Origin of the sequence: Janthinobacterium sp. HH106 (assembly GCF_001758725.1) — a bacterium.
Lineage (GTDB): Bacteria > Pseudomonadota > Gammaproteobacteria > Burkholderiales > Burkholderiaceae_D > Janthinobacterium.
On the sequence record NZ_LRIC01000002.1, the window covers coordinates 405,379 to 424,601 of the forward strand.

Annotated in this window: 16 protein-coding genes; 12 read left to right on the forward strand and 4 right to left on the reverse strand. The window is 63.5% G+C overall.

Annotation, left to right across the window (positions count from 1 at the left end; genetic code table 11):
• Positions 1-8: 8 nt before the first annotated feature.
• Genes JAB8_RS02340 through JAB8_RS02355 form a run of 4 tightly spaced genes read left to right on the forward strand, consistent with a single transcriptional unit; the run spans position 9 to position 5,805 of the window.
• Entirely contained in the window at positions 9-767 is a 759-nt protein-coding gene (locus tag JAB8_RS02340) for a PP2C family serine/threonine-protein phosphatase (RefSeq protein ID WP_070288266.1), read from the forward strand.
• Positions 764-3,106 (forward strand): hypothetical protein, encoded by a 2,343-nt coding sequence (locus JAB8_RS02345; RefSeq protein WP_070288270.1) that lies wholly within the window; start codon positions 764-766, stop codon positions 3,104-3,106. Before JAB8_RS02340 ends, JAB8_RS02345 begins: the two co-directional genes overlap by 4 nt.
• 9 nt (positions 3,107-3,115) lie before the next feature.
• Positions 3,116-4,468 carry a toxin-antitoxin system YwqK family antitoxin gene (locus JAB8_RS02350; RefSeq protein WP_070288271.1) on the forward strand — a complete coding sequence of 451 codons (1,353 nt, stop codon included), beginning with the start codon at positions 3,116-3,118 and terminating at the stop codon, positions 4,466-4,468.
• Positions 4,453-5,805: a toxin-antitoxin system YwqK family antitoxin gene (locus JAB8_RS02355; RefSeq protein ID WP_070288273.1), complete on the forward strand. Its 1,353-nt coding sequence runs from the start codon at positions 4,453-4,455 to the stop codon at positions 5,803-5,805. The genes JAB8_RS02350 and JAB8_RS02355 overlap by 16 nt, the downstream gene beginning before the upstream one ends.
• 21 nt (positions 5,806-5,826) lie before the next feature.
• On the opposite strand, the gene JAB8_RS02360 is transcribed toward JAB8_RS02355, so the two are convergent.
• The 3 genes from JAB8_RS02360 to nadB form a co-directional block, all read right to left on the reverse strand.
• Entirely contained in the window at positions 5,827-6,192 is a 366-nt protein-coding gene (locus tag JAB8_RS02360) for a hypothetical protein (protein ID WP_070218695.1), read from the reverse strand.
• A gap of 151 nt (positions 6,193-6,343) precedes the next feature.
• Positions 6,344-6,751, reverse strand: a complete 408-nt coding sequence (locus tag JAB8_RS02365; protein WP_070288274.1) for a hypothetical protein — start codon at positions 6,749-6,751, stop codon at positions 6,344-6,346.
• Positions 6,752-6,896: 145 nt separating this feature from the next.
• A complete protein-coding gene (gene nadB / locus JAB8_RS02370) occupies positions 6,897-8,510 on the reverse strand; it encodes an L-aspartate oxidase (RefSeq protein ID WP_070218697.1) in 1,614 nt (537 codons plus the stop codon).
• 205 nt (positions 8,511-8,715) lie between these two features.
• On the opposite strand from nadB, the gene JAB8_RS02375 reads away from it, so the two are divergent.
• The 6 genes from JAB8_RS02375 (at position 8,716) to JAB8_RS02400 (ending at position 15,894) form a co-directional block, all read left to right on the forward strand.
• Entirely contained in the window at positions 8,716-10,104 is a 1,389-nt protein-coding gene (locus tag JAB8_RS02375; RefSeq protein ID WP_070288275.1) for a TIGR03013 family XrtA/PEP-CTERM system glycosyltransferase, read from the forward strand.
• Positions 10,101-12,203: an XrtA/PEP-CTERM system histidine kinase PrsK gene (gene prsK, locus JAB8_RS02380; RefSeq protein ID WP_070288276.1), complete on the forward strand. Its 2,103-nt coding sequence runs from the start codon at positions 10,101-10,103 to the stop codon at positions 12,201-12,203. Before JAB8_RS02375 ends, prsK begins: the two co-directional genes overlap by 4 nt.
• A gap of 15 nt (positions 12,204-12,218) precedes the next feature.
• Entirely contained in the window at positions 12,219-13,574 is a 1,356-nt protein-coding gene (gene prsR, locus JAB8_RS02385; protein WP_070288277.1) for a PEP-CTERM-box response regulator transcription factor, read from the forward strand.
• A gap of 105 nt (positions 13,575-13,679) precedes the next feature.
• A complete protein-coding gene (locus JAB8_RS02390) occupies positions 13,680-14,123 on the forward strand; it encodes a hemerythrin domain-containing protein (RefSeq protein WP_070218701.1) in 444 nt (147 codons plus the stop codon).
• Between the two features lie 35 nt (positions 14,124-14,158).
• Positions 14,159-15,097: a hypothetical protein gene (locus JAB8_RS02395; protein ID WP_070288280.1), complete on the forward strand. Its 939-nt coding sequence runs from the start codon at positions 14,159-14,161 to the stop codon at positions 15,095-15,097.
• A gap of 227 nt (positions 15,098-15,324) precedes the next feature.
• Positions 15,325-15,894, forward strand: coding sequence for a DUF1439 domain-containing protein (locus tag JAB8_RS02400; protein ID WP_070288282.1), 570 nt, complete (start codon positions 15,325-15,327; stop codon positions 15,892-15,894).
• A gap of 12 nt (positions 15,895-15,906) precedes the next feature.
• On the opposite strand, the gene JAB8_RS02405 is transcribed toward JAB8_RS02400, so the two are convergent.
• Positions 15,907-16,143 carry a hypothetical protein gene (locus JAB8_RS02405; protein WP_070288283.1) on the reverse strand — a complete coding sequence of 79 codons (237 nt, stop codon included), beginning with the start codon at positions 16,141-16,143 and terminating at the stop codon, positions 15,907-15,909.
• Between the two features lie 156 nt (positions 16,144-16,299).
• On the opposite strand from JAB8_RS02405, the gene JAB8_RS28790 reads away from it, so the two are divergent.
• Positions 16,300-17,025, forward strand: a complete 726-nt coding sequence (locus JAB8_RS28790) for a hypothetical protein (protein WP_139142908.1) — start codon at positions 16,300-16,302, stop codon at positions 17,023-17,025.
• Between the two features lie 119 nt (positions 17,026-17,144).
• Positions 17,145-19,193: a M13 family metallopeptidase gene (locus JAB8_RS02415; protein WP_070288285.1), complete on the forward strand. Its 2,049-nt coding sequence runs from the start codon at positions 17,145-17,147 to the stop codon at positions 19,191-19,193.
• Positions 19,194-19,223 lie beyond the last annotated feature (30 nt).

Here is a 19,223-nt window from a genome sequence, read left to right on the forward strand (position 1 = left end):
GCTGATCCATGGCAATAGCAAAGCAGCAGTGGCGCGTGTTTGGCGCCTCCGTCACGGGCAAGGCGCATCTGGATAAAGACATCCCTTGCCAGGACGCGCACGCGCACGCCGTCGTGAACGACGTTTTGGTGGCCATCGTCTGCGATGGCGCCGGCTCGGCCCGCCTCAGCGAGCAGGGCGCGCAGTTTGTCGCAGCGCAAACCGTGCAGGCGCTGGCTGGCCGGCTGGAGCAGGGCGCCACCGTGCAGGATTTACAGGACGGCGCGCTGGCGGCGACCCTGGCGCAGATCCGCGCCGCGCTCGACGACATCGCCCGCGCCGCCAATGCCACCCTCGACGACTACGCCAGCACGGTGGTGGGCGTGGTCATGGGGCAAGAGGCCGGCTTCTTCTTCCACCTGGGCGACGGCCTGGGCGTGGCGCAACTGATGGACGGCGGCGAGCTGATCTCGCTGCCCGCCAACGGCGAATACGCCAACGAAACATATTTCATCAGCGGCGAGCGCTGGCGCGAACAGCTGCGCCTGCTGGCGATTCCGCAAGCCGTGCGCGGCGTCGTGCTGATGTCGGACGGCTGTATGCCCTTTGCCATGAGCAAAAACAATGCAGCGCTGTACGCGCCGTTCATGGATGCCGTGCAAGGCTATCTGCGCACGGTCGAGAGTATCGAGCTGGGCAATGCGGCGCTGGCGTCCACCCTGGCCGACCCGCGCACGCACCAGATCACGGGCGACGACAAGACCCTGCTGCTGGCCTTGCGCGCATGAGCCGGAAGCAGGGTGTGACACCGGGCCTGAGTCCGGGCGGCAAGATATGGCTGGATAAGGTCCGCAGCCTGGTACTGGGCAAACTCGTCAAGAGCGGCGGCGCGGGCAGCGTGTATCTGCTGCCCGGCGCGTCCGCGCAGGTTGCCAAGCTGTACCACCCGCACCTGGACCGGGCCGCCAACCGGCGCAAGCTCGAAGCGATGCTGGAACTGTCGCCTGAATTGCCCGATCAAGTGGAAAACGGCAAGCGCTATGTGCAGATCGCGTGGCCGCAAGCGGCCGTGTTCGACGGCCAGGGCGGCTTTGCCGGTTTCGTCATGCCCCTGCTGGACATGGCGCAAACGGCCGAGCTGGAACAGATCATGCAGGAGCGGCAAGCACGCGCGGCCGGCTTGCCCACGGGACTCGGTCCCAAGCTGACCCTGGCCGCCAATCTGGCCGCCGTCCTCGACGCGCTGCACCAGCAGCAGCATTACGTGGTCGACTTAAAACCCGTGAACCTGCGTTTTTACCGCGATTCCCTGTACATCGCCATGCTCGATTGCGACGGCTTCAGCATCCAGGGCCATGCGGAGCGTTTTCCTGCCGAGCAATTCACGGCCGACTATCTGGCGCCGGAATTCCAGCGCAAGGGCATGCCTGCGGGCACGGAAATGGCACAGGACCGCTTTGCCCTGGCCGTCGTCATCTTTCAGTTGCTCAACTTCGGCATCCACCCGTACAGCGGGCGGCCCGGCAATGCGCAGGTGGCCACCGACATTCCCGGGCGCATCCGCGACGGTTATTACGCGTATGGCGTGAAGCGCCACAAGCTGCTGGCGCCGAACGCCACCAGCGGCCACGCGCTGATGCCGCCCGAGCTGCGCGCCATGTTCGACCGCGCGTTTTCCCAGTCGCCAAACTCCCAGCGGCCATCGGCGGCCGACTGGGCGCAATTGCTGCGAGGCTATGCGCAGCGCAGCGGCGGCAAGTTGACAGTGTGCGCCGTGAATCCCGAACATCAGCATTTTGCGGGCCACGGTTGCGCGGCCTGCGCGCGCGACAAGGTGATCGGCGCGGCCGCGCAAGCTTCGGCTCAGGCTCAGGCTCAGGCTCAGGCTTCGGCGCAGGCAAGGCAGGCGCCGCCGCCGCGGCGTCCGCGTACCTTGCCTGGCAACGCCGCGCCGGCGCCGGCCGCGCAAGGCCAGTCCGCCGTGTCGGACACGGGCTGGGTGGTCATCGTCATCCTGATCGTGCTGTTCGTGATCGGTTTTGCGATCTGGACCGCCGTACCGGACGATGCGGAAAAGAAGACCGGGCAACAAGCCACGACGGTGCCCGTAGCCGGGCTGGAACAGCTGGATTGGCATGCGCGCAAGGCCGGTGCATTGCAGCAGTCGGACGTGCGCCGTGCCGTGCGCAGCCTGTCGCAAGCCATGGGCAAGGGCGACGATGCCGCCGTCGTGCGGGGCCTGCAACTGCTGTACCGCAGCGAACGGGAAAAATCGTCGGGCTACAGTGGCGACCTGACGCGCACGCGCCTGCGCACCTCGATGATGGAAAGCATGGGCTGGCTGCCCGGCTACCAATCCAGCCTGTCCGATACCTACCTCGATTTGCTGCAAGCCGATCCGCGCGACCACCTGGCCGCGGCGGCGTTGGCGCGCACGCACCTGAGCCTGAACGAGCCGCAAGCGGCGCGCCAGTACTTCGAGCAAGCCGTGTGGGCACGTCCGACTGATGGCGTGGCCTGGCTCGGCATCGCCGCCACGGCGCTGCTGCGCGGCGGCGGGGGCGAGCAGGATGCCGCCAACCTGGTGGCGCTGGCGCAAGTGACGGCGCAGCGCCATACGGCGCAGAATGCCATGCCGGCCGAAGAAGGCGAAGCGGCCGACAACGGCGTCGAGCGCACGGTCAGCCGCATGGAGCGCGCGGCCAATATGCTGCGCCTGGTGCAGCCGGGCGCCTATCCTAAACGCTGGGACAAGGCGCTGGCAGACGGTGCCTTGCTGGCAAAGAGGCTGGCAGCCTTGCCGGCGCCGCCAGACCAGGGCGCCAGCGTGCAGCGCGACACGATGGCCACCGTCGCCTACCGCGTGTTGAGTGAGGCGCAGGCCAGCGGCGAAAGCCGCCTGACCCTGTCCATCGCTGCCGATGGCAGCCTGACCGCTGCGCGGGCCGAGCAATTCATGGAGCCGATGCTCAACAAGGTCATCCTGGATAGCCTGAAGAGCTGGACTTTCAACCCGTCCGTGAAAAATGGACAATTCCAGGACGGCAAGGTTGACGTGCTGGTGCGCTACCGCAACGGCCGTGCCAGTTTCGTGCCTGCCGACGCGCCCGCCACGGCGGAAAATTAAAGGAATAGCATGAAAATCAAGACGATTTGCGCCGTGTTGGGCGCATCCTTGCTGACCCCGGGTCTGGCGCAGGCGGACATCGTGCAGCGCCAGGTGCTGGCCAGCATGGCCAGCGAGCAAGATAGCGAAGGCGGCGATGTGTTCACGATTGCCGGCACGACGGCCTGCGGCGGCAAGCAGATTCGCATGGATGCCCGCTCGGTCAATCTGGACGAGGCGCCGTACGACGCGCTGATAGCCGATCTGGCCCGGCACATCCGCAGCAAGACGCCCATGCTCGTCACCCTGAAAAAATGCCCCGAGGATGCAAGCGTGCCCATCGTGCGCCAGATCGCCGCCTGCACGCCAGCCGCCTGTGCCGATGGCCGGGCGCGGCTGTACCTGCACGAAGGTTTCTACCCCATCGAGCAGGAAAAAGCGCCCAACGTGCTGCTGTTGCCCTTGCCGAAAGGCAAGCTGTCAGGCACATGGAAGGTCGATATTTATAGCGTCGCCGACCACAAGTTGCGCCTGTCCGGCCAGGTCAACCGCGCCGATTATGCCTCCGGCGAGCTGGTGGGCGGCTATGTGACGTATTTCCCCAATGGCAAGGTCGAGAAACAGGTGGCGCAGGATGGGCAAGGCCGGCAACACGGCATCGGCAGCAAGTACTATCCCGACGGCACGCTGGAGCTGCGCGGCAATTGGCGCCATGGCATGCCAGAGGGCGAGCACCAGCGCTATCACGCGACGGGCAAGCTGAGCGAGACGAGCAGCTACCGCGACGGCCAGCGCCTGGACGGGCCAGTGCAAACCTTCGATGAAAATGGCAAGCCCAGTACCAGCTACACTTTACGCAGCGGCAAGATGGAAGGCGAGATGCTCACGTATTTCCCGGATGGAAAAGTCTCCAGCCGCTCGGAAATGCACGATGGCAAGTCCAATGGCTTGACGACGAATTACTACCCCGATGGCGCCGTGCACGCCAGGATGACGCAGGTCGACGATTTGCCGGTCGGGGAAGCGCTGGAGTTCTATCCCGACGGCAAGGTGCAAAGCCGCCAGCGGTACGGCGACAAGGGCGGGCTGCTGAGCCTGCAGCGCTACAGTCCGCAGGGCGTGCAGGTGCTGGAACGACGCTGGGATGCGCAATGGCGCGAGCAGGGCACGTCGCGCTCGTGGTACGAAAGCGGCAAGCCCGAGCAAGCCATCGAGTATGTGAACGACCGGCGCGACGGCTGGAGCCGCAGCTGGCGCGAGGATGGCAGCCTGAAAAGCGAATGCCGCTATGTGGCCGGCAAGGCCCAGGGCGCATGCGGGGAGGCGCCGCCGGCGCCGGCGCCGGAACTGCAGCGCAAGGAGCAAGCATGGCGCGCCTTGTGAAGCACGTGCTTGGCGCCATGCTGCTGTTGCCGGTGCTGGCCCAGGCTGAGATCGTGCAGCGGCAAGTGGTCAGCGCGATCAAGGCCGAGGCCGGCAAGGGCGGCGGCGATGTACTGACACTGGCCAGTGACAACGGTTGCGGCGGGCGCCAGGTGCGCATGGATGCCTTGTCCGTGCACCTGGACGCAGCGCAATACGCGGCCATGAAGCAGCAGCTGGCGCCGTTGATACGCGAGGCGACGCCCTTGCTGATGCGCATCAGATCGTGTCCGGCACCCGGCGCAGCGCTCGCCATGCCCGAAGTCAGCAAGCTGGGCGGCTGCGAGCCGCAAGCGTGTGCCGACGGCAAGGCGCGCCTGTACCTGAATCACAATCTGACGCGCGGCGAAGTGAAGGAACATGCGCGCTATGCGCTCGTCGTGCCGCTGCCGCCAGGCAAGACACCGGGCACCTGGCAAGTCGCGGTATTCCACGTGCGCGAAGGCGAGCCGAAGCGGCTGACGGGCCAGGTCGACGCCCCCGATTACCTGCGCGGCAAGCTGGTGGGCAACTACAGCATGTATTACCCGCATGGTCAGCTGGAAATGCTGGTGGAGCAGGACGGGCGCGGCGTGCAGGAAGGCGTGCAAACCCGCTATTACCCGGACGGCCAGGTTTCCATGCGCGGCAGCTGGCGCAATGGCGTGCAAGAAGGCGAAGAGCAGACTTATCACCAGAGTGGCAAGCTGATCGAGTCGCGCACCTACCGCAACGGCGCCCGCGCCGATGGTGTGGTGGAAACGTTCGATGAAAACGGCAAGCTGCGCACGCGCATGACGCGGGTCAAGGGCGAGACGGACGGCGAGCTGCTGCTGTTCTATCCCGACGGCACCGTGGAAAGCCGCAGCCAGTATGTGAATGGCATCATGACGGGCCCCAGCACCGGCTATTTCCCGGATGGCAAGGTACGCAGCACGGCAAGCTATGTGGACGGCAAGCCCGCCGGCGACAGCGTCGAATATTATCCGGACGGTAAAGTCGCCAGCAAGCGCACGCACAGCGGCCACTACGTATTGCGCAGCGAACAGCGCTTCAGCCGGGCCGGCGTGTTGCTCGTGCACAAGCTGTGGAACGAGGGCGGCCGCGAGGAGGGCGCATTGCGCTCTTGGTACGCCGATGGCAAGCCGCGCCAGCTGATCAAGTACGTGGATGGCGAGCGCCAGGGCTGGACGCGGCATTGGAACGAAGATGGCAGCCTGGAAAGCGAATGCCGCTATGTGGCGGACGAGCCGCAGGGGGAGTGTATGGGCGAGTCGGCCAAATTTTCGTATACGGAAGATGGCATACACATAGACTAGGCGGCGGGCCGGTCAGGTCTTTTATCGGCCTGCGATCAAACGGGCATAGCGGTAATCTGGGATCAGCAACGGTTCAATATCTGCTCTCCAAACCCAGGCTGCGATATCACGCGGAGTTTCTTCCTGCGTAAAATCAGCAAAGAATTCCCGCAGGCTGGTGATGGCGATCAGAAAGTCTTCGGCGCCTAGCAATTGAAAGGAATACACCTCCTGGGTGATGAATTCTCCGCTTGTTATGCTGGACAATATTTCATGGTTGGAACTCAATACCTCATCGAAAATGGCGCCAAACACACGCCATAGTGCATCATCGATACTGGCCCAGGACAGGTTTTCGGCCGAGGGCGGATGTTTGGGGTCAAGAAGACCGATAACAATAACACCCATGGATCAGTTCACTGCCACAAGGGCGCTACTGGTAGGCACAGCGTGGAGCCAGGCCGCAATGTTGCGCGAAATGAATAGCGCCACCACCATCCAACTAGCGACATTGTCGTCCCATGAGATGAACGACTGCTCCTGGCCACTTGAAGCCACCTCAAATTCCATACCTGTTCCGGGCAACGGTCTCAAGCTCAGCCTGCGCCAAGCCTGCTTGCCGCCAAAATTCAAAAAAATACTCCAATGTTTCGGCAGTAGCGCCACTATCCATAGGATGCAAGACGCATATGGCCGTTCTTATTTTCAAAACGTCCGGCTCGTCCGATTGGTCTCGTCCTTCAATTGCTCGCCAGAGACGTACACGCTCGGCGATGACTTCCTCAGCCGTCGCCGCACCGGTGATGTATCGATTCGCCACCGCTGCCGCTGACCTGGCAACCGCAGGCAATTGCGCATTCACTCTTCCTATAGCATCAATCATGAATCGCTGAGCTAAAGATTGTTCTGCAGGGTCATCCAGGTCCACCGCGGAGGCAATGGCATCAAAAAGTCTCTTATTCAACATTTGTATTCAGTTTCGGTGATTGCGCGATGCCTGCGGCGGGGCCGCCTCCAGCAAATGGCGTTCCCCCAAGACGCAGACTGGGGTCGTACCCTCAGGGTACGACCCCGGACCTTGCATGAGTTCCATGATGGAAGCGCCTGGTGGCTTAGCGGTGCGGCGGCGTCAGCACGCTGGCGATGGCCTTCGGCAAGGTTTCCGGATAATCGCGGCTGAAGTGCAGGCCGCGGCTTTCGCGGCGCGACAGGGCGCTGTTGACGATCATCGAGGCCACGTCGACGAGGTTGCGCAGTTCCAGTAAATCGTGCGTGATGCGGAAGTTGCGGTAGTACTCGTCGATTTCCTCTTTCAGCAGGGCGATGCGGTGCTGGGCCCGCTCCAGGCGCTTGGTCGTGCGCACGATGCCCACGTAATTCCACATGAAGCGGCGCAGCTCGTCCCAGTTGTGGGAAATCACCACCTCTTCATCCGCATCCGTGACGCGGCTTTCATCCCAGTCGGGCAGGTAGGGCGTGCCCAGCTTTTCCTTGCTTTCGATATCCTGCGCGCAGGCGCGGCCGATGACGATGCATTCCAGCAAGGAATTGCTGGCCAGGCGGTTCGCACCATGCAAGCCCGTGCACGCCGTCTCGCCCACGGCGTACAGCCCCGGCAAGTCGGCGCGGCCGGACAGGTCCGTCACGACGCCGCCGCACGTGTAGTGGGCGGCGGGCACGATGGGAATCGGCTGCTTGGTGATGTCGATGCCCAGTTCCAGGCAGCGCGCGTAAATGGTGGGGAAGTGTTCGATGAGAAATTCGGCCGGCTTGTGGCTGATATCGAGGTGCACGTAGTCGAGGCCCCGCTTCTTGATCTCGAAGTCGATGGCGCGCGCCACCACGTCGCGCGGCGCCAGTTCGGCCCGCTCGTCGTGGGCCAGCATGAAGCGCTGGCCGGCAGCCGCGCCCGCTTCAGGCGGCAGTTTCAGCAAGCCGCCTTCGCCGCGGATGGCTTCGGTGATCAGGAACGACTTCGCATATGGGTGGTACAAACAGGTCGGGTGGAACTGGATGAATTCCATGTTCGACACGCGGCAGCCGGCGCGCCAGGCCATGGCGATGCCGTCGCCGCTGGCCGTGTCCGGATTGGTGGTATATAAATACACCTTGCCGGCGCCGCCCGTGGCCAGCACGGTGTGCTCGGCGGCAAACGTGTGCACCTTGCCCGTTTGCTCATCCTGCACGTACAGGCCGTGGCAATGCGGTTGCGCATTGCGCTGGGTCGGTTTCATGCCCAGCTTGTCGGAGGTGATCAGGTCGATCGCGCAATGGTGTTCGAACAGGCTGATGTTCGGGTGGGCGCGCACCTTTTCTTCCAGCGTCACTTGCACGGCGTGGCCCGTGGCGTCGGCCGCGTGGATGATGCGGCGCTGGCTGTGGCCGCCTTCGCGGGTCAGGTGGAAACCCAGCTCGGCCGAGGCGTCGCGCGTGAATGGCACGCCTTGCTCGATCAGCCATTCGATGGCTTCGCGGCCGTGCTCGACGATGTAGCGCGTGGCGCTCTCGTCGCACAAGCCGCCGCCGGCGATCAGGGTGTCTTCGATGTGCTGCTGGTGGCTGTCGCCGGAGTCCAGCACGGCCGCGATGCCGCCCTGCGCCCAGTTGCTGGCGCCATCGAGCAGCGCGCGTTTGGAAATGATCGCGACGGTGCGCGTCTCAGCTAAATGCAGTGCAACCGATAAACCCGCCAGGCCACTGCCGACAATCGCTACATCAAATTTCATGACATTTATCTTCTTTTAGGGGAAGCATACTATATGCCATTTCCCCTCATTCGGTAATGTATTGAGATAAATTCTGCCAGCGAAAGATAGCTGGGGCTGTAGCTTGTGGCGCATCAATGTCTTCTTGGAACAGTTCGCCATCATGGCAAGACCAGCAGCGGCCCGCCTTGCGCGCCGCCTGGTGCTTTTTGCCGCAGGGGGAACCATGATCCGCATCTTCAGCCATTATGTCTCGAAAACAGCGTTTATCTTGCTGTTGCTGGAAATCCTGCTCCTGCTGCTGTCGGCCACCCTGACGTCCTTGCTGTGGCTGGCGGACGGCAGCCGCGTGCTGCGCGTGGGCGATATTTACCTGTCGTCCTCGATCTTTGCGCTGGTCATCGTCCTGAGCATGAGTGCGCTGGGCATGTACCAGCACCGCTCGCGCGAAGACATCCGCAACACCTTATTGCGCATCCTGCCTTCGTTCGCGCTGGGTTTTGCCGTGCTCAGCGTCCTGATACGCTTCATTCCGGCGCTGCAATTCGGGCGCGGCAGTGCGATGATCTTCGGCCTGGGCGCCATTGGCGTGCTGCTGGCGCGCCTGGTGGTATTCAAATCCTCGCAATCGGCGCTGATGGAAGGCCGGCTGATCCTGGTGGGCGGCGGGGCGCTGGCGCGCGAATGCATGGACTTGGCGGCCAGCAAGATTGGCTTCCATCAATTTACGGTGGTCGGCTGCATCGATGTGGCGGGCGAGCAATGCTGCGTGCCGGCCTCGGCCTTGCTGCCGGCCGGACCGTCGCTGCTGGCCACGGCGCAGCGCCATGCCGCGCATGAAATCGTCGTGTCCGTCAGCGACCGGCGCAATGGCGCGTTTCCTGCCAAGCAACTATTGGAATGCGCGCTGGGCGGCGTCAAGGTGATCGACGCGGCCACGTTTTTCGAGCGCGAAGCATGCCAGATCCGCATCGACTCCTTGCAACCGAGCTATCTGATCTATGGCGGCGGCTTCGACCAGAGTTTTTTCCGCGCCGCGTCGAAACGGCTGTTCGATCTGGCGGCCAGCGCGGTTATCTGCCTGGCCACGCTGCCCGTGATGCTGGTGACGGCCCTGTGCATCCGCCTGGAAGACGGCGGCCCCGTGTTTTACCAGCAAGAGCGGGTGGGGCGCGATGGCCTGCCTTTCAAGGTGCTGAAATTTCGCAGCATGCGCTGCGATGCCGAGCGCGACGGCAAGCCCATCTGGGCCCTGGCCAACGATACGCGCATCACGCGCGTGGGTAATCTGATCCGCAAGCTGCGCATCGACGAACTGCCGCAGATGCTCAATGTGTTTCGCGGCGAAATGAGTTTCGTGGGCCCCCGTCCCGAGCGCGCGTATTTTGTCGAGCAATTGAAGGAGCAGGTGCCGTACTACAACATTCGTCACAACATCAAGCCTGGCATCACGGGTCTGGCGCAGGTGCGCTACCAGTATGGCGCTTCCGTCGACGATGCCGTCAAGAAGCTGCAATACGATCTGTATTATGTGAAAAACAATAGCCTGTTCCTCGACTTGCTGATCCTGCTCGACACGGTGCAGGTAGTACTGTTTGGCAAGGGCAGCCGATGATGCGGGCGCAGTCGGCCTGGCTGGCGGCTGCCGATGCGGCGGCGCTCAGCCATGGTCTGGCATCGCTGGCTTTTTTCGTGCTGGCGCTGCTGCTCATCAGCAATTGGCGCGCGCGGCAGAACGTGCGCGCCTTGCTCGTCGCGTGCCTGGCGACGGGAGTCTGGGCCACGGGCACGGTGGTGCTGGTGCTGCTGGGGCAACGCATCGCGCTGGCCGGCGACGCGCTCGAATTGCTGCGCACCCTGGCCTGGCTGGTGTTTTTGCTGCTGCTGATCGAGCCGTCGCGGTCCCGCCTGCGCCTCGTGCTGGCCGGCATCGTTCTCACGGCGCTGGCGCCCTGGCTGCTCTCCATGGCTTCCTCCTGGCTGGCGCTGCCTTTGCCTGCGCGCATCATCGCCAGTGTCTGCCGTTTGCTGCTGGCCGTGCTGGGCATGTTGCTGGTGGAACAGTGGTACCGCAACACGCCGCCCTTGAAACGCTGGGGCATCAAGTTTGCGTGCCTGGGCGTGGGCGGGCTGTTTGCCTACGATTTCTATCTGTACAGCGACGCCTTGCTGTTTCGCGCGGTCAACGATGACATCTGGGCCGCGCGCGGCATCGTCGACGCCCTGTGCGCGCCGCTGCTGGCCGTCTCGGCGGCGCGCAATCCGGGCTGGGCGCTGGGCTTGTCCGTCTCGCGCCAGATGCTGTACCGCTCGGCCGCCTTGCTGGGCTCGGCTATTTATCTGCTGGCCATGGCGGCCAGCGCCTATTATTTGCGCTACTTCGGCGGCACCTGGGGTTCCTTGATGCAGATGGCTTACCTGGGCGGCGCGGCCCTGCTGCTGGCGGGCGTGCTGTTTTCGGGCAGCCTGCGCGCCAAGCTCAAGGTGACTATCAATAAACATTTTTACAATGCCATCTTCGACTACCGCGAGGAATGGCTGCGGTTTACACGGGCCTTGTCGGAAGACGGGCCGGCCCTGGGCGAACGCACGATACAGGCCATGGCGCAGCTGGTGGAAAGCCGCGCCGGCGCGCTGTGGATACTGCGCGAACCTGGCCTGTTTGCCCCGGCCGCCAGCTGGAACTGGCCGCCGAGCACGTGGAGCGAGCCGGCGTCCGGCAGCCTGTGCCAGTTTCTGGAGGCGCGGCAATGGGTGATCGACGTGCCCGACTGCGAGCACAACCCGCGCCAGTACGGCGGCTTGCTGTTGCCGCCCGCGCTGCTGGCGCTGCCCGACGTGTGGCTGCTGGTGCCCCTGATGCTGCATGGCCAGTTGTTCGCCTTTGTCGCGCTGGCGCGGCCACGCACGCACATCGGCTTGAACTGGGAAATCCTCGACGTGCTGAAAATTGCCGGCAGCCAGGCCGCCAGCTACCTGGCGCACCGCGAATCGCTCGATACGCTGACGGTGGCGCGTCAGTTCGAGTCGTTCAACCGCATGTCGACTTTCATCGTGCACGACCTCAAGAACCTCGTGTTCCAGCTGTCCCTGTTACTGAGCAATGCGGAAAAGCACCGTGCCAATCCCGCCTTCCAGGAAGACATGCTGGGCACCTTGGAGCATTCCGTGCAGAAAATGAAGACCCTGCTGCAGAAGCTGGCGCGCGGCGAGGCGCCGGAAGCGCCCGCGCCGCTGCTGCTCGACGGTTTGCTGCGCCAGGCCGTGGCCGCCAAGGCGAGCCTGGCGCCGGCGCCCCGGCTGGAAATCGTCGATGGCGAACTGACGGTGCTGGCCAACCGCGCGCGGCTGGAACGGGTGCTGGGCCACTTGATCCAGAATGCCATCGAGGCCACGGCCAGCGACGGCAAGGTGGACGTGCGGCTGCGGCGCGAAGAGCATACGGCAGTCGTCGAGCTCGACGATACGGGGCAGGGCATGAGCGAACAGTTCATCCGCGAACGCTTGTTCAAGCCGTTCGACACGACCAAGACGGCGGGCATGGGCATCGGCGTGTTCGAAAGCCGCGAGTACCTGCGCGAAGTGGGCGGCAGCCTGGAAGTGCGCAGCGAACCGCAGGTGGGCACGACGTTTCGCGTGATCCTGCCGCTGCATGCGCCTTTGGGGGCAGAGCCGTCGGCGCTGACCCCAGACTTCCGTTGCCCTATTCACTGACAGGAGCTGATACGCATGGCCAAGCAAAAGTTGCTAGTCATCGAAGACGATCCCGGCCTGCAAAAGCAGCTGCACTGGAGTTTCGACGGTTATGAGGTCTTGCTGGCGGGCGAGCGCGAGGCGGCGCTGGCGCTGGTGCGGCGCCACCAGCCGGCTGTCGTGACGATGGACCTGGGCTTGCCGCCCGACCCGGACGGCGCCACGGAAGGCCTGGCCACGCTGCAGCAAATCCTCGCGCTGGCGCCGGACACGAAAGTCATCATTTTGTCGGGCAACCAGGAGCGCGCGCATGCCTTGAAAGCCATCGCGCTGGGCGCCTACGACTTCCACCAGAAACCGTTCGAGGCCGACATGCTGGGCCTCGTCATCGCCCGCGCGTTTTACTTGCACGCGATGCAGCAGGAAAACCGCCGCATGCTGCAGACGCAGGCCGACTCGCCCCTGGCGGGCATCGTCAGCCGCGATCCGGGCATGCTCAAACTGTGCCGCAGCGTGGAAAAAGTGGCGCCTTCGTCGGCCAGCGTGATGCTGCTGGGCGACTCGGGCAGCGGCAAGGAACTGATCGCGCGGGGCTTGCATGCACTGTCGAGCCGCCATGCCCAGCGTTTTGTCGCCATCAATTGCGCGGCCATCCCGGAAAACCTGCTGGAAAGCGAGCTGTTCGGCTATGAGCGGGGGGCGTTTACGGGTGCGGCGCGGCAAACGCTGGGCAAGATCGAGCTGGCCCACGGCGGCACTTTCTTTCTCGATGAAATCGGCGACATGCCGATGGCGCTGCAGGCGAAACTGCTGCGTTTCCTGCAGGAGCGAATCATCGAACGGGTGGGCGGACGGGCCGAGATCGCCGTTGACGTGCGCATCGTCTGCGCCACGCACCAGGATTTAAAGGTGCTGGCGGAACAGGGCCGTTTCCGCGAAGACCTGTTTTACCGCCTTAGCGAAATCGTGCTGCGCATTCCGCCGCTGCGCGAGCGGGCTGGCGATGCGGCCTTGCTGGCCCATCATTTCAAGAACAAATTCTGCGCCAGCGAAGGCCGCGGCAACCTGCATTTCAGCGCCGGCGCGCTGCAGCTGATCGAAAGCTATGGCTGGCCCGGCAACGTGCGCGAAGTGGAAAACTGCATCAAGCGGGCCGTCATCATGAGCGACGGGCCGCAGATCGCCGCCGACGATCTGGGCTTGCCCGCCAGCGCCCAGGCGGCGCCCCAGGACGAATCGCTGAACCTGCGCCAGGCACGCGACGGAGCCGAATACAAGGTCATGGTGCGCGCGCTGGCGCGGGCCGACGGCAATATCGCCAAGGCGGCCGAACTGCTGGGTGTCAGCCGGCCCACGCTGTACGACCTGATGAACCACCACGGCATCAAATAGTGTCCGTGCACTGATGTGTATCAAATATCAAGATTGTGTAAGGCGTCGCACATACGCAGGCGCCGCCGTGGCGCATCCTAGCCTCATCAACAACGAGGAGGCGTCATGAATGCGATCAGTTTATTAATGCAGGACCACAAGGCCGTCAAAGCCCTGTTTGCCCAATATGAAGGCTTGAGCGACCGCTCATTTGCCACCAAGAAAAAGCTGGCCGACCAGATCTGCCAGGAATTGACCGTGCACACGCAGCTGGAAGAAGAAATCTTCTACCCGGCCGTGCGTCGTCCCATCCACGATGGCGATCTGATGGATGAAGCCCTCGTCGAGCACGCGAGCGCCAAGGAACTCATCGCGCAAATTACCGCGATGGACCCCGCCGACGACCTGTACGACGCCAAGGTCAAGGTCCTGTCCGAGCAGATCGAACACCACGTCCAGGAAGAAGAGGGCGACATGTTTCCCAAGGTACGCGATACGGCCGTCGACCTCGACGCGCTGGGCAAGGAAATGGCCGCGCGCAAGGAACAGCTGACGGGCGTCGCCGCCTGAACGGCATACAAAATCAACAACCAAGGGAGTATTTCATGCAAGCTACACAATTGTCCGTATCGGACCTGAACAATCCGGGCGTGTCCTGGGGCGCCGTGCTGGCGGGCGCCGCGGCGGCGGCCGCCTTGTCCTTCATCCTGCTGATCCTCGGCGTGGGCCTGGGCCTGTCGTCCGTATCGCCGTGGTCTTTCAACGCCACGGCCATCGGCGTGTCGACCATTGCCTGGCTGGCCTTCATGCAACTGGCCGCCTCCGGCATCGGCGGCTACATGGCGGGCCGTCTGCGCGTGAAATGGAGCGCCATTCATACGGATGAAGTGCATTTCCGCGATACGGCGCACGGCTTGCTGGCCTGGGCCGTGGCCACCCTGATCACCGTGGCCGTGCTGGCCGGCGGCACGCGCGCCGTGCTGAGCGGCGCCATCGATGCGGGCAGCGGCGTGGCGGCGGCAGTTGGCCCGGCCGTAGGGGCGGGCGCAGGTGCTGCAGGTGCCGCCAGCGCCAGGCAAGGCGAGGGCGGCGGCGCCAATCCGCTCGATTATTTCTCGGACATGCTGCTGCGCGCGGCGCCAGCGCCAGCTGCCTCCGGCACGCCAGCGATAGCTAATCCTGGCGCGACCGTCGCCGACCAGCGCATGGAAATCGGCAAGATCTTCGCCACAAGCCTGTCCACGGGCAGCCTGGCCGCCGATGACCGCGCCTACCTGGGCCAGGTCGTGGCCAGCCGCACGGGCGTGACGCAGGCTGAAGCGGAAGCGCGCGTCGACGCCGTCTATGCGCGTGCCGTGAAAGCTGCCGCCGATGCGAAGGCTGCCGCCCAGCAAGCGGCGGAAACGGCCCGCAAAGCCGGCGCCCACACGGCACTGTGGATGTTCGTCGCTTTGCTGCTCGGCGCTTTCGTTGCCAGCCTGGCGGCAACGTTCGGCGGCCGCCAGCGCGACCATGAGCGCGTGCTGCGCCACGTCACCATCTGAACCCCTACCTATTAGATAAATCAAGGAGTCTGCCATGCGTTCCATCCTCTTGCTGTTGTTGGGTATTCCATTACCCATCGTCATACTGATCGCCCTGTTCGTCCGCTGACAAGGCCCAGACCAGGCCAACATGAGAAAAACCGGCGCCCGCTGCAAGGTGGGCGCCGGTTTTTGCGTGAAAGCAGACGCATGTGTAAGATGACGCCATCTTTCCACCGAGACTATCCATGAACGTGAGCACCATCCGTCCCTTGCTGAAAACCGCCGCCATCGCCGCCTTTGCCTGCAGCGTGCTGGCCTCGTGTTCCACCCTGATCGGCCCGCGCGACGTGAATGTGTCGCTCAGCAAGATGCAGCAAGGCCTCGAGCGCCGCTTTCCCATCGATAAACGGGTGCTGTCCGTGCTGGACGTCAAGCTGACCCGCCCGCAGCTTTCCTTGCAGCCCGAGCGCGAACGGGTCGCCTTGAGCGTGGACGCCAGCGTGATGCCGCCGTTCATCCGCCAGACCTGGCGCGGCAGTCTGGCCATGTCGGGCCGTTTGGTGCTCGACGCGCAGCGCAACGCCGTCTACCTGAGCGAAGCGAGCGTGGACAAGGTGAGCATCGACGGCATGGACGAGGCGCAGCAGCGCCAGTTCGCCAAGGTGGCCAGCCTGGTGGCCGACCAGCTCATGCATGAAACGCCGATCTACACCTTCAAGCCCGACGAATTGCGCTATGCGGGCGTGCAATTCGTGCCCACGCAGATCAGGACCACGGGCAATGGCTTGACGGTGACGTTCGAGCCGGTGAAGTAGCGGTGAAGTAGCTTAGGCCCGGAATGCGGGAGCGGCGAGTTGCTTGGCCGTGTTATTGCGTGGCGTCGCTTCTTCATGGAACAGGTCGGCCAGGTATTCGCATAGCGCGTCGCCTTGAATATCGTCTGGAATAATGAAATCGGCGGGGCGGCGCTTGCCTTCCGCACCCAGGTAGAAGGCGCGCCATGCTCCCGGATTGCCCCGGATGGCGATCAGCGTGCCGAAAATATTGAATCTGTATTCCTGCATCAAGCTGCTCCGTTCCCTTGCCCAGGTTTGATATTTGTTGTGCTATAGTAATATTTACTTATATAGTAACATTTACTTATCCAGGGGCGGACAATGGTCAATATCAGCACGGCGGGAATCCAACCCGGGGCACTGTCTGCCGCGGAAGGCAACAAGGTGTCATCAGGCAAGGCAGCATCGGACAAGGCCCAGACAACCCAGGCGCCAGCCGGCGTCGGCGCCGTCGCGGACGAGGTCGTGATTTCGACCCTGGCCGGGCGTTTGTCGACGGCCGCGATGGCGACCAGCGCCGCTATCGAGGGATACGATCATCGATCGCTGGGCGCATGGGTCAATGACAATATCAGCAGCATCCTGTATCCGCTGGACGCCGGACACAAGGCGGCCGCAGCACAGCAGCTGCCGCAACCGAATGACGCTGCCTCGGTCAGGTCGGCCGCTGCCGCGACCGCGTTTATCGATAACAAGGGTCCCAATCCGTTTGCGGGCTTGTCGCGCGAGCAATTGGCCACCATCACGCACGACGACAGCGGGACATTTACGGTCAACGAGCGGCGCGCCGCCTATACGCAGGCCTATGATGAAGAGCAGGCGTGGCGCAGCCAGGTCGTGGCGCAAGCCATGCAGGAATACAATACCACCGGCAAGATGACCAATTTCTTCAAGTCGGCGCTGGCGCATTTCAATGCATTGCCGCAGCTGGAACAGGCACAGTATCCTGAGAATTACGCGAGCGGCCTGCAAGACAAAATCAAGCTCGATTTTAACTATTTCAATCACGCGGCCGGCGATGGCGCGCCTACGCCGGGTTCGCTGGCCGACATGCAGCGCAATCAGGGCGCCAAGCAAGGCGCAGACCTGTTTGAGCTCCTGAGCCGCTGATCACTGGAATTGTTCAACGGACATTGTTTCCACCAAGGCAGGCCGACTATAATCCTGCCTCGCATGCCTGGACACAGCATGTTCTCCAACATGAAGTGAAAACAATTAAAGGAATCTTCGTGAAACGTTCGCTTATCAGCGCCGCCTGCTGCGCTTTGTTCGCCTTATCCTCGCCATCGCTGTACGCCCAGCAAGCCGTAACTGCTGCTGCGCCCGTCTCCGGCATCGACCTGAAAACGCTGGACCCGGCCGTCAGTCCCAGGGATGATTTCTACGGCTACGTCAACGGCGTGTGGACCCGCAATACGGAGATCCCGGCCGACAAATCCGTCTGGGGCACGTATATCGAATTGCGTGAAATCGCGCAAGGCCAGCTGCGCGGCCTGATCGATGCCACCGTCAAGAATCCGGGCAAGCCCGGCAGCGAGGCGCACAAGATCGCCGACCTGTACACGAGTTTCATGAACGACAAGGCGCGCGATGCGGCCGGCTTCAAGCCCCTGAAGGCCGAGCTGGCCCGCGTCGCCGCCATCAAGGACAAGAAAGACTTGCCGGCGCTGTTTGCTTATTTGCAAGGCAATGGCATCCAGACGCCGTTTTCCGCCTATGTGGCGCCCGATGCGCAAGACCCCGAGCGCTACACGGTCAACATCAGCCAGTCCGGCCTGGGCTTGCCCGACCGCGATTACTACCTGAAGGATGACGACGCCAAGCTGCAAGCCGTGCGCGCCAAATACCTCAAGCATATCGAGACCATGCTGGCCATGAGCGGCGACAAGGCCGCGGCCGAACACGCGGCGCAGATCCTCGACATCGAAACGCGCCTGGCGGCCGTGCAGTGGACGCGCGTACAGATGCGCGATCCCGTCAAGTCGTACAACCGCGTCGATTTCGACAAGTTCGCGGCACTGGCGCCCGCCTTCGACTGGAAAGCCTACTTTGCCGCCGCCGGCCTGGCGAAAAAGGAAAGCTCGGCCGTGGTGCGCCAGCCCAGCTTCATGACAGGCTTCTCCGAGACCGTGGCCGCCGTGCCGCTGGCATCGTGGAAGAGCTACCTGAACTGGCGCATCATCGAAAGCTATGCTTCCTACCTGGACAGCGCCACGGTCAAGGAGCGTTTCGCCTTCGACGGCACGGTGCTGCGCGGCGTGCCGCAAAGCGAACCGCAGTGGCAGCTGGCGCTGCGCTTCACGGATAACGCCATCAGCGACGCCGTCGGCAAGCGTTACGTGGACATGTATCTGCCGCCGGAAACCCGGCCCCGCGTGATGGCCATGTTCGACAATTTCGTCGCCTCGTTCAAGGATGGCATCGAGCAGCTCGACTGGATGGGCCCGGAAACCAAGAAGGAAGCCCAGCTCAAGCTGGCCGCCCTGAAGCCGAAGATCGCGTATCCCGATACCTGGCGCGACTACAGCAGCATGCAGACGCAGCCGAACGACCTGATCGCCAACGTGCGCGCCTCGCGCGTGTGGAGCCGCCAGCAAAACCTGGCCAAGCTGGGCAAGCCCGTCGACCGCGACGAATGGTCGATGACGCCGCAAACCGTCAACGCCAGCTACAGCCCCGCGCTGAACGCCATCACCATCCCGGCCGCCATTTTGCAGCCGCCATTTTTCAACGTGAAAGCGGAAGACGCCGTCAATTACGGCTTGCTGGGCATCACCTTCGGCCATGAGATCAGCCATGCCTTCGACGATTCCGGCAGCCAGTACGATGCCAAGGGGCGCCTGCGCAACTGGTGGACGGCGCAAGACCGCGCCGCCTTCAAGGCGCTGGCCGCCGGCCTCGTCAAGCAGTACGGCGCCTACAGCCCCGTGCCGGGCTACCACATCAATGGCGAGCTGACCCTGGGCGAAAACATCGGCGACAATTCCGGCCTGTCGATCACCTACAAGGCTTACCAGCGTTCGCTGGGCGGCAAGCCGTCGCCCGTCATCGACGGCTTGACGGGCGAACAGCGCCTGTACATCGGCTTTGCGCAGAAATGGCGCGCGAAACTGCGTCCCGAAGCGGCCATCGCCCAGATCAAGAGCGACCCCCATTCGCCAGGCGAATTCCGCGCCAAGGGCACGGTCAAGAACCAGCCCGGCTTTTATGAGGCGTTCGGCATCAAGCCGGGCGACCCGATGTATCTGCCGCCCGAGCAGCGCGTGATCATGTGGTAAGCATGGTTTAAGCGGCGCACCGCGCCGGGG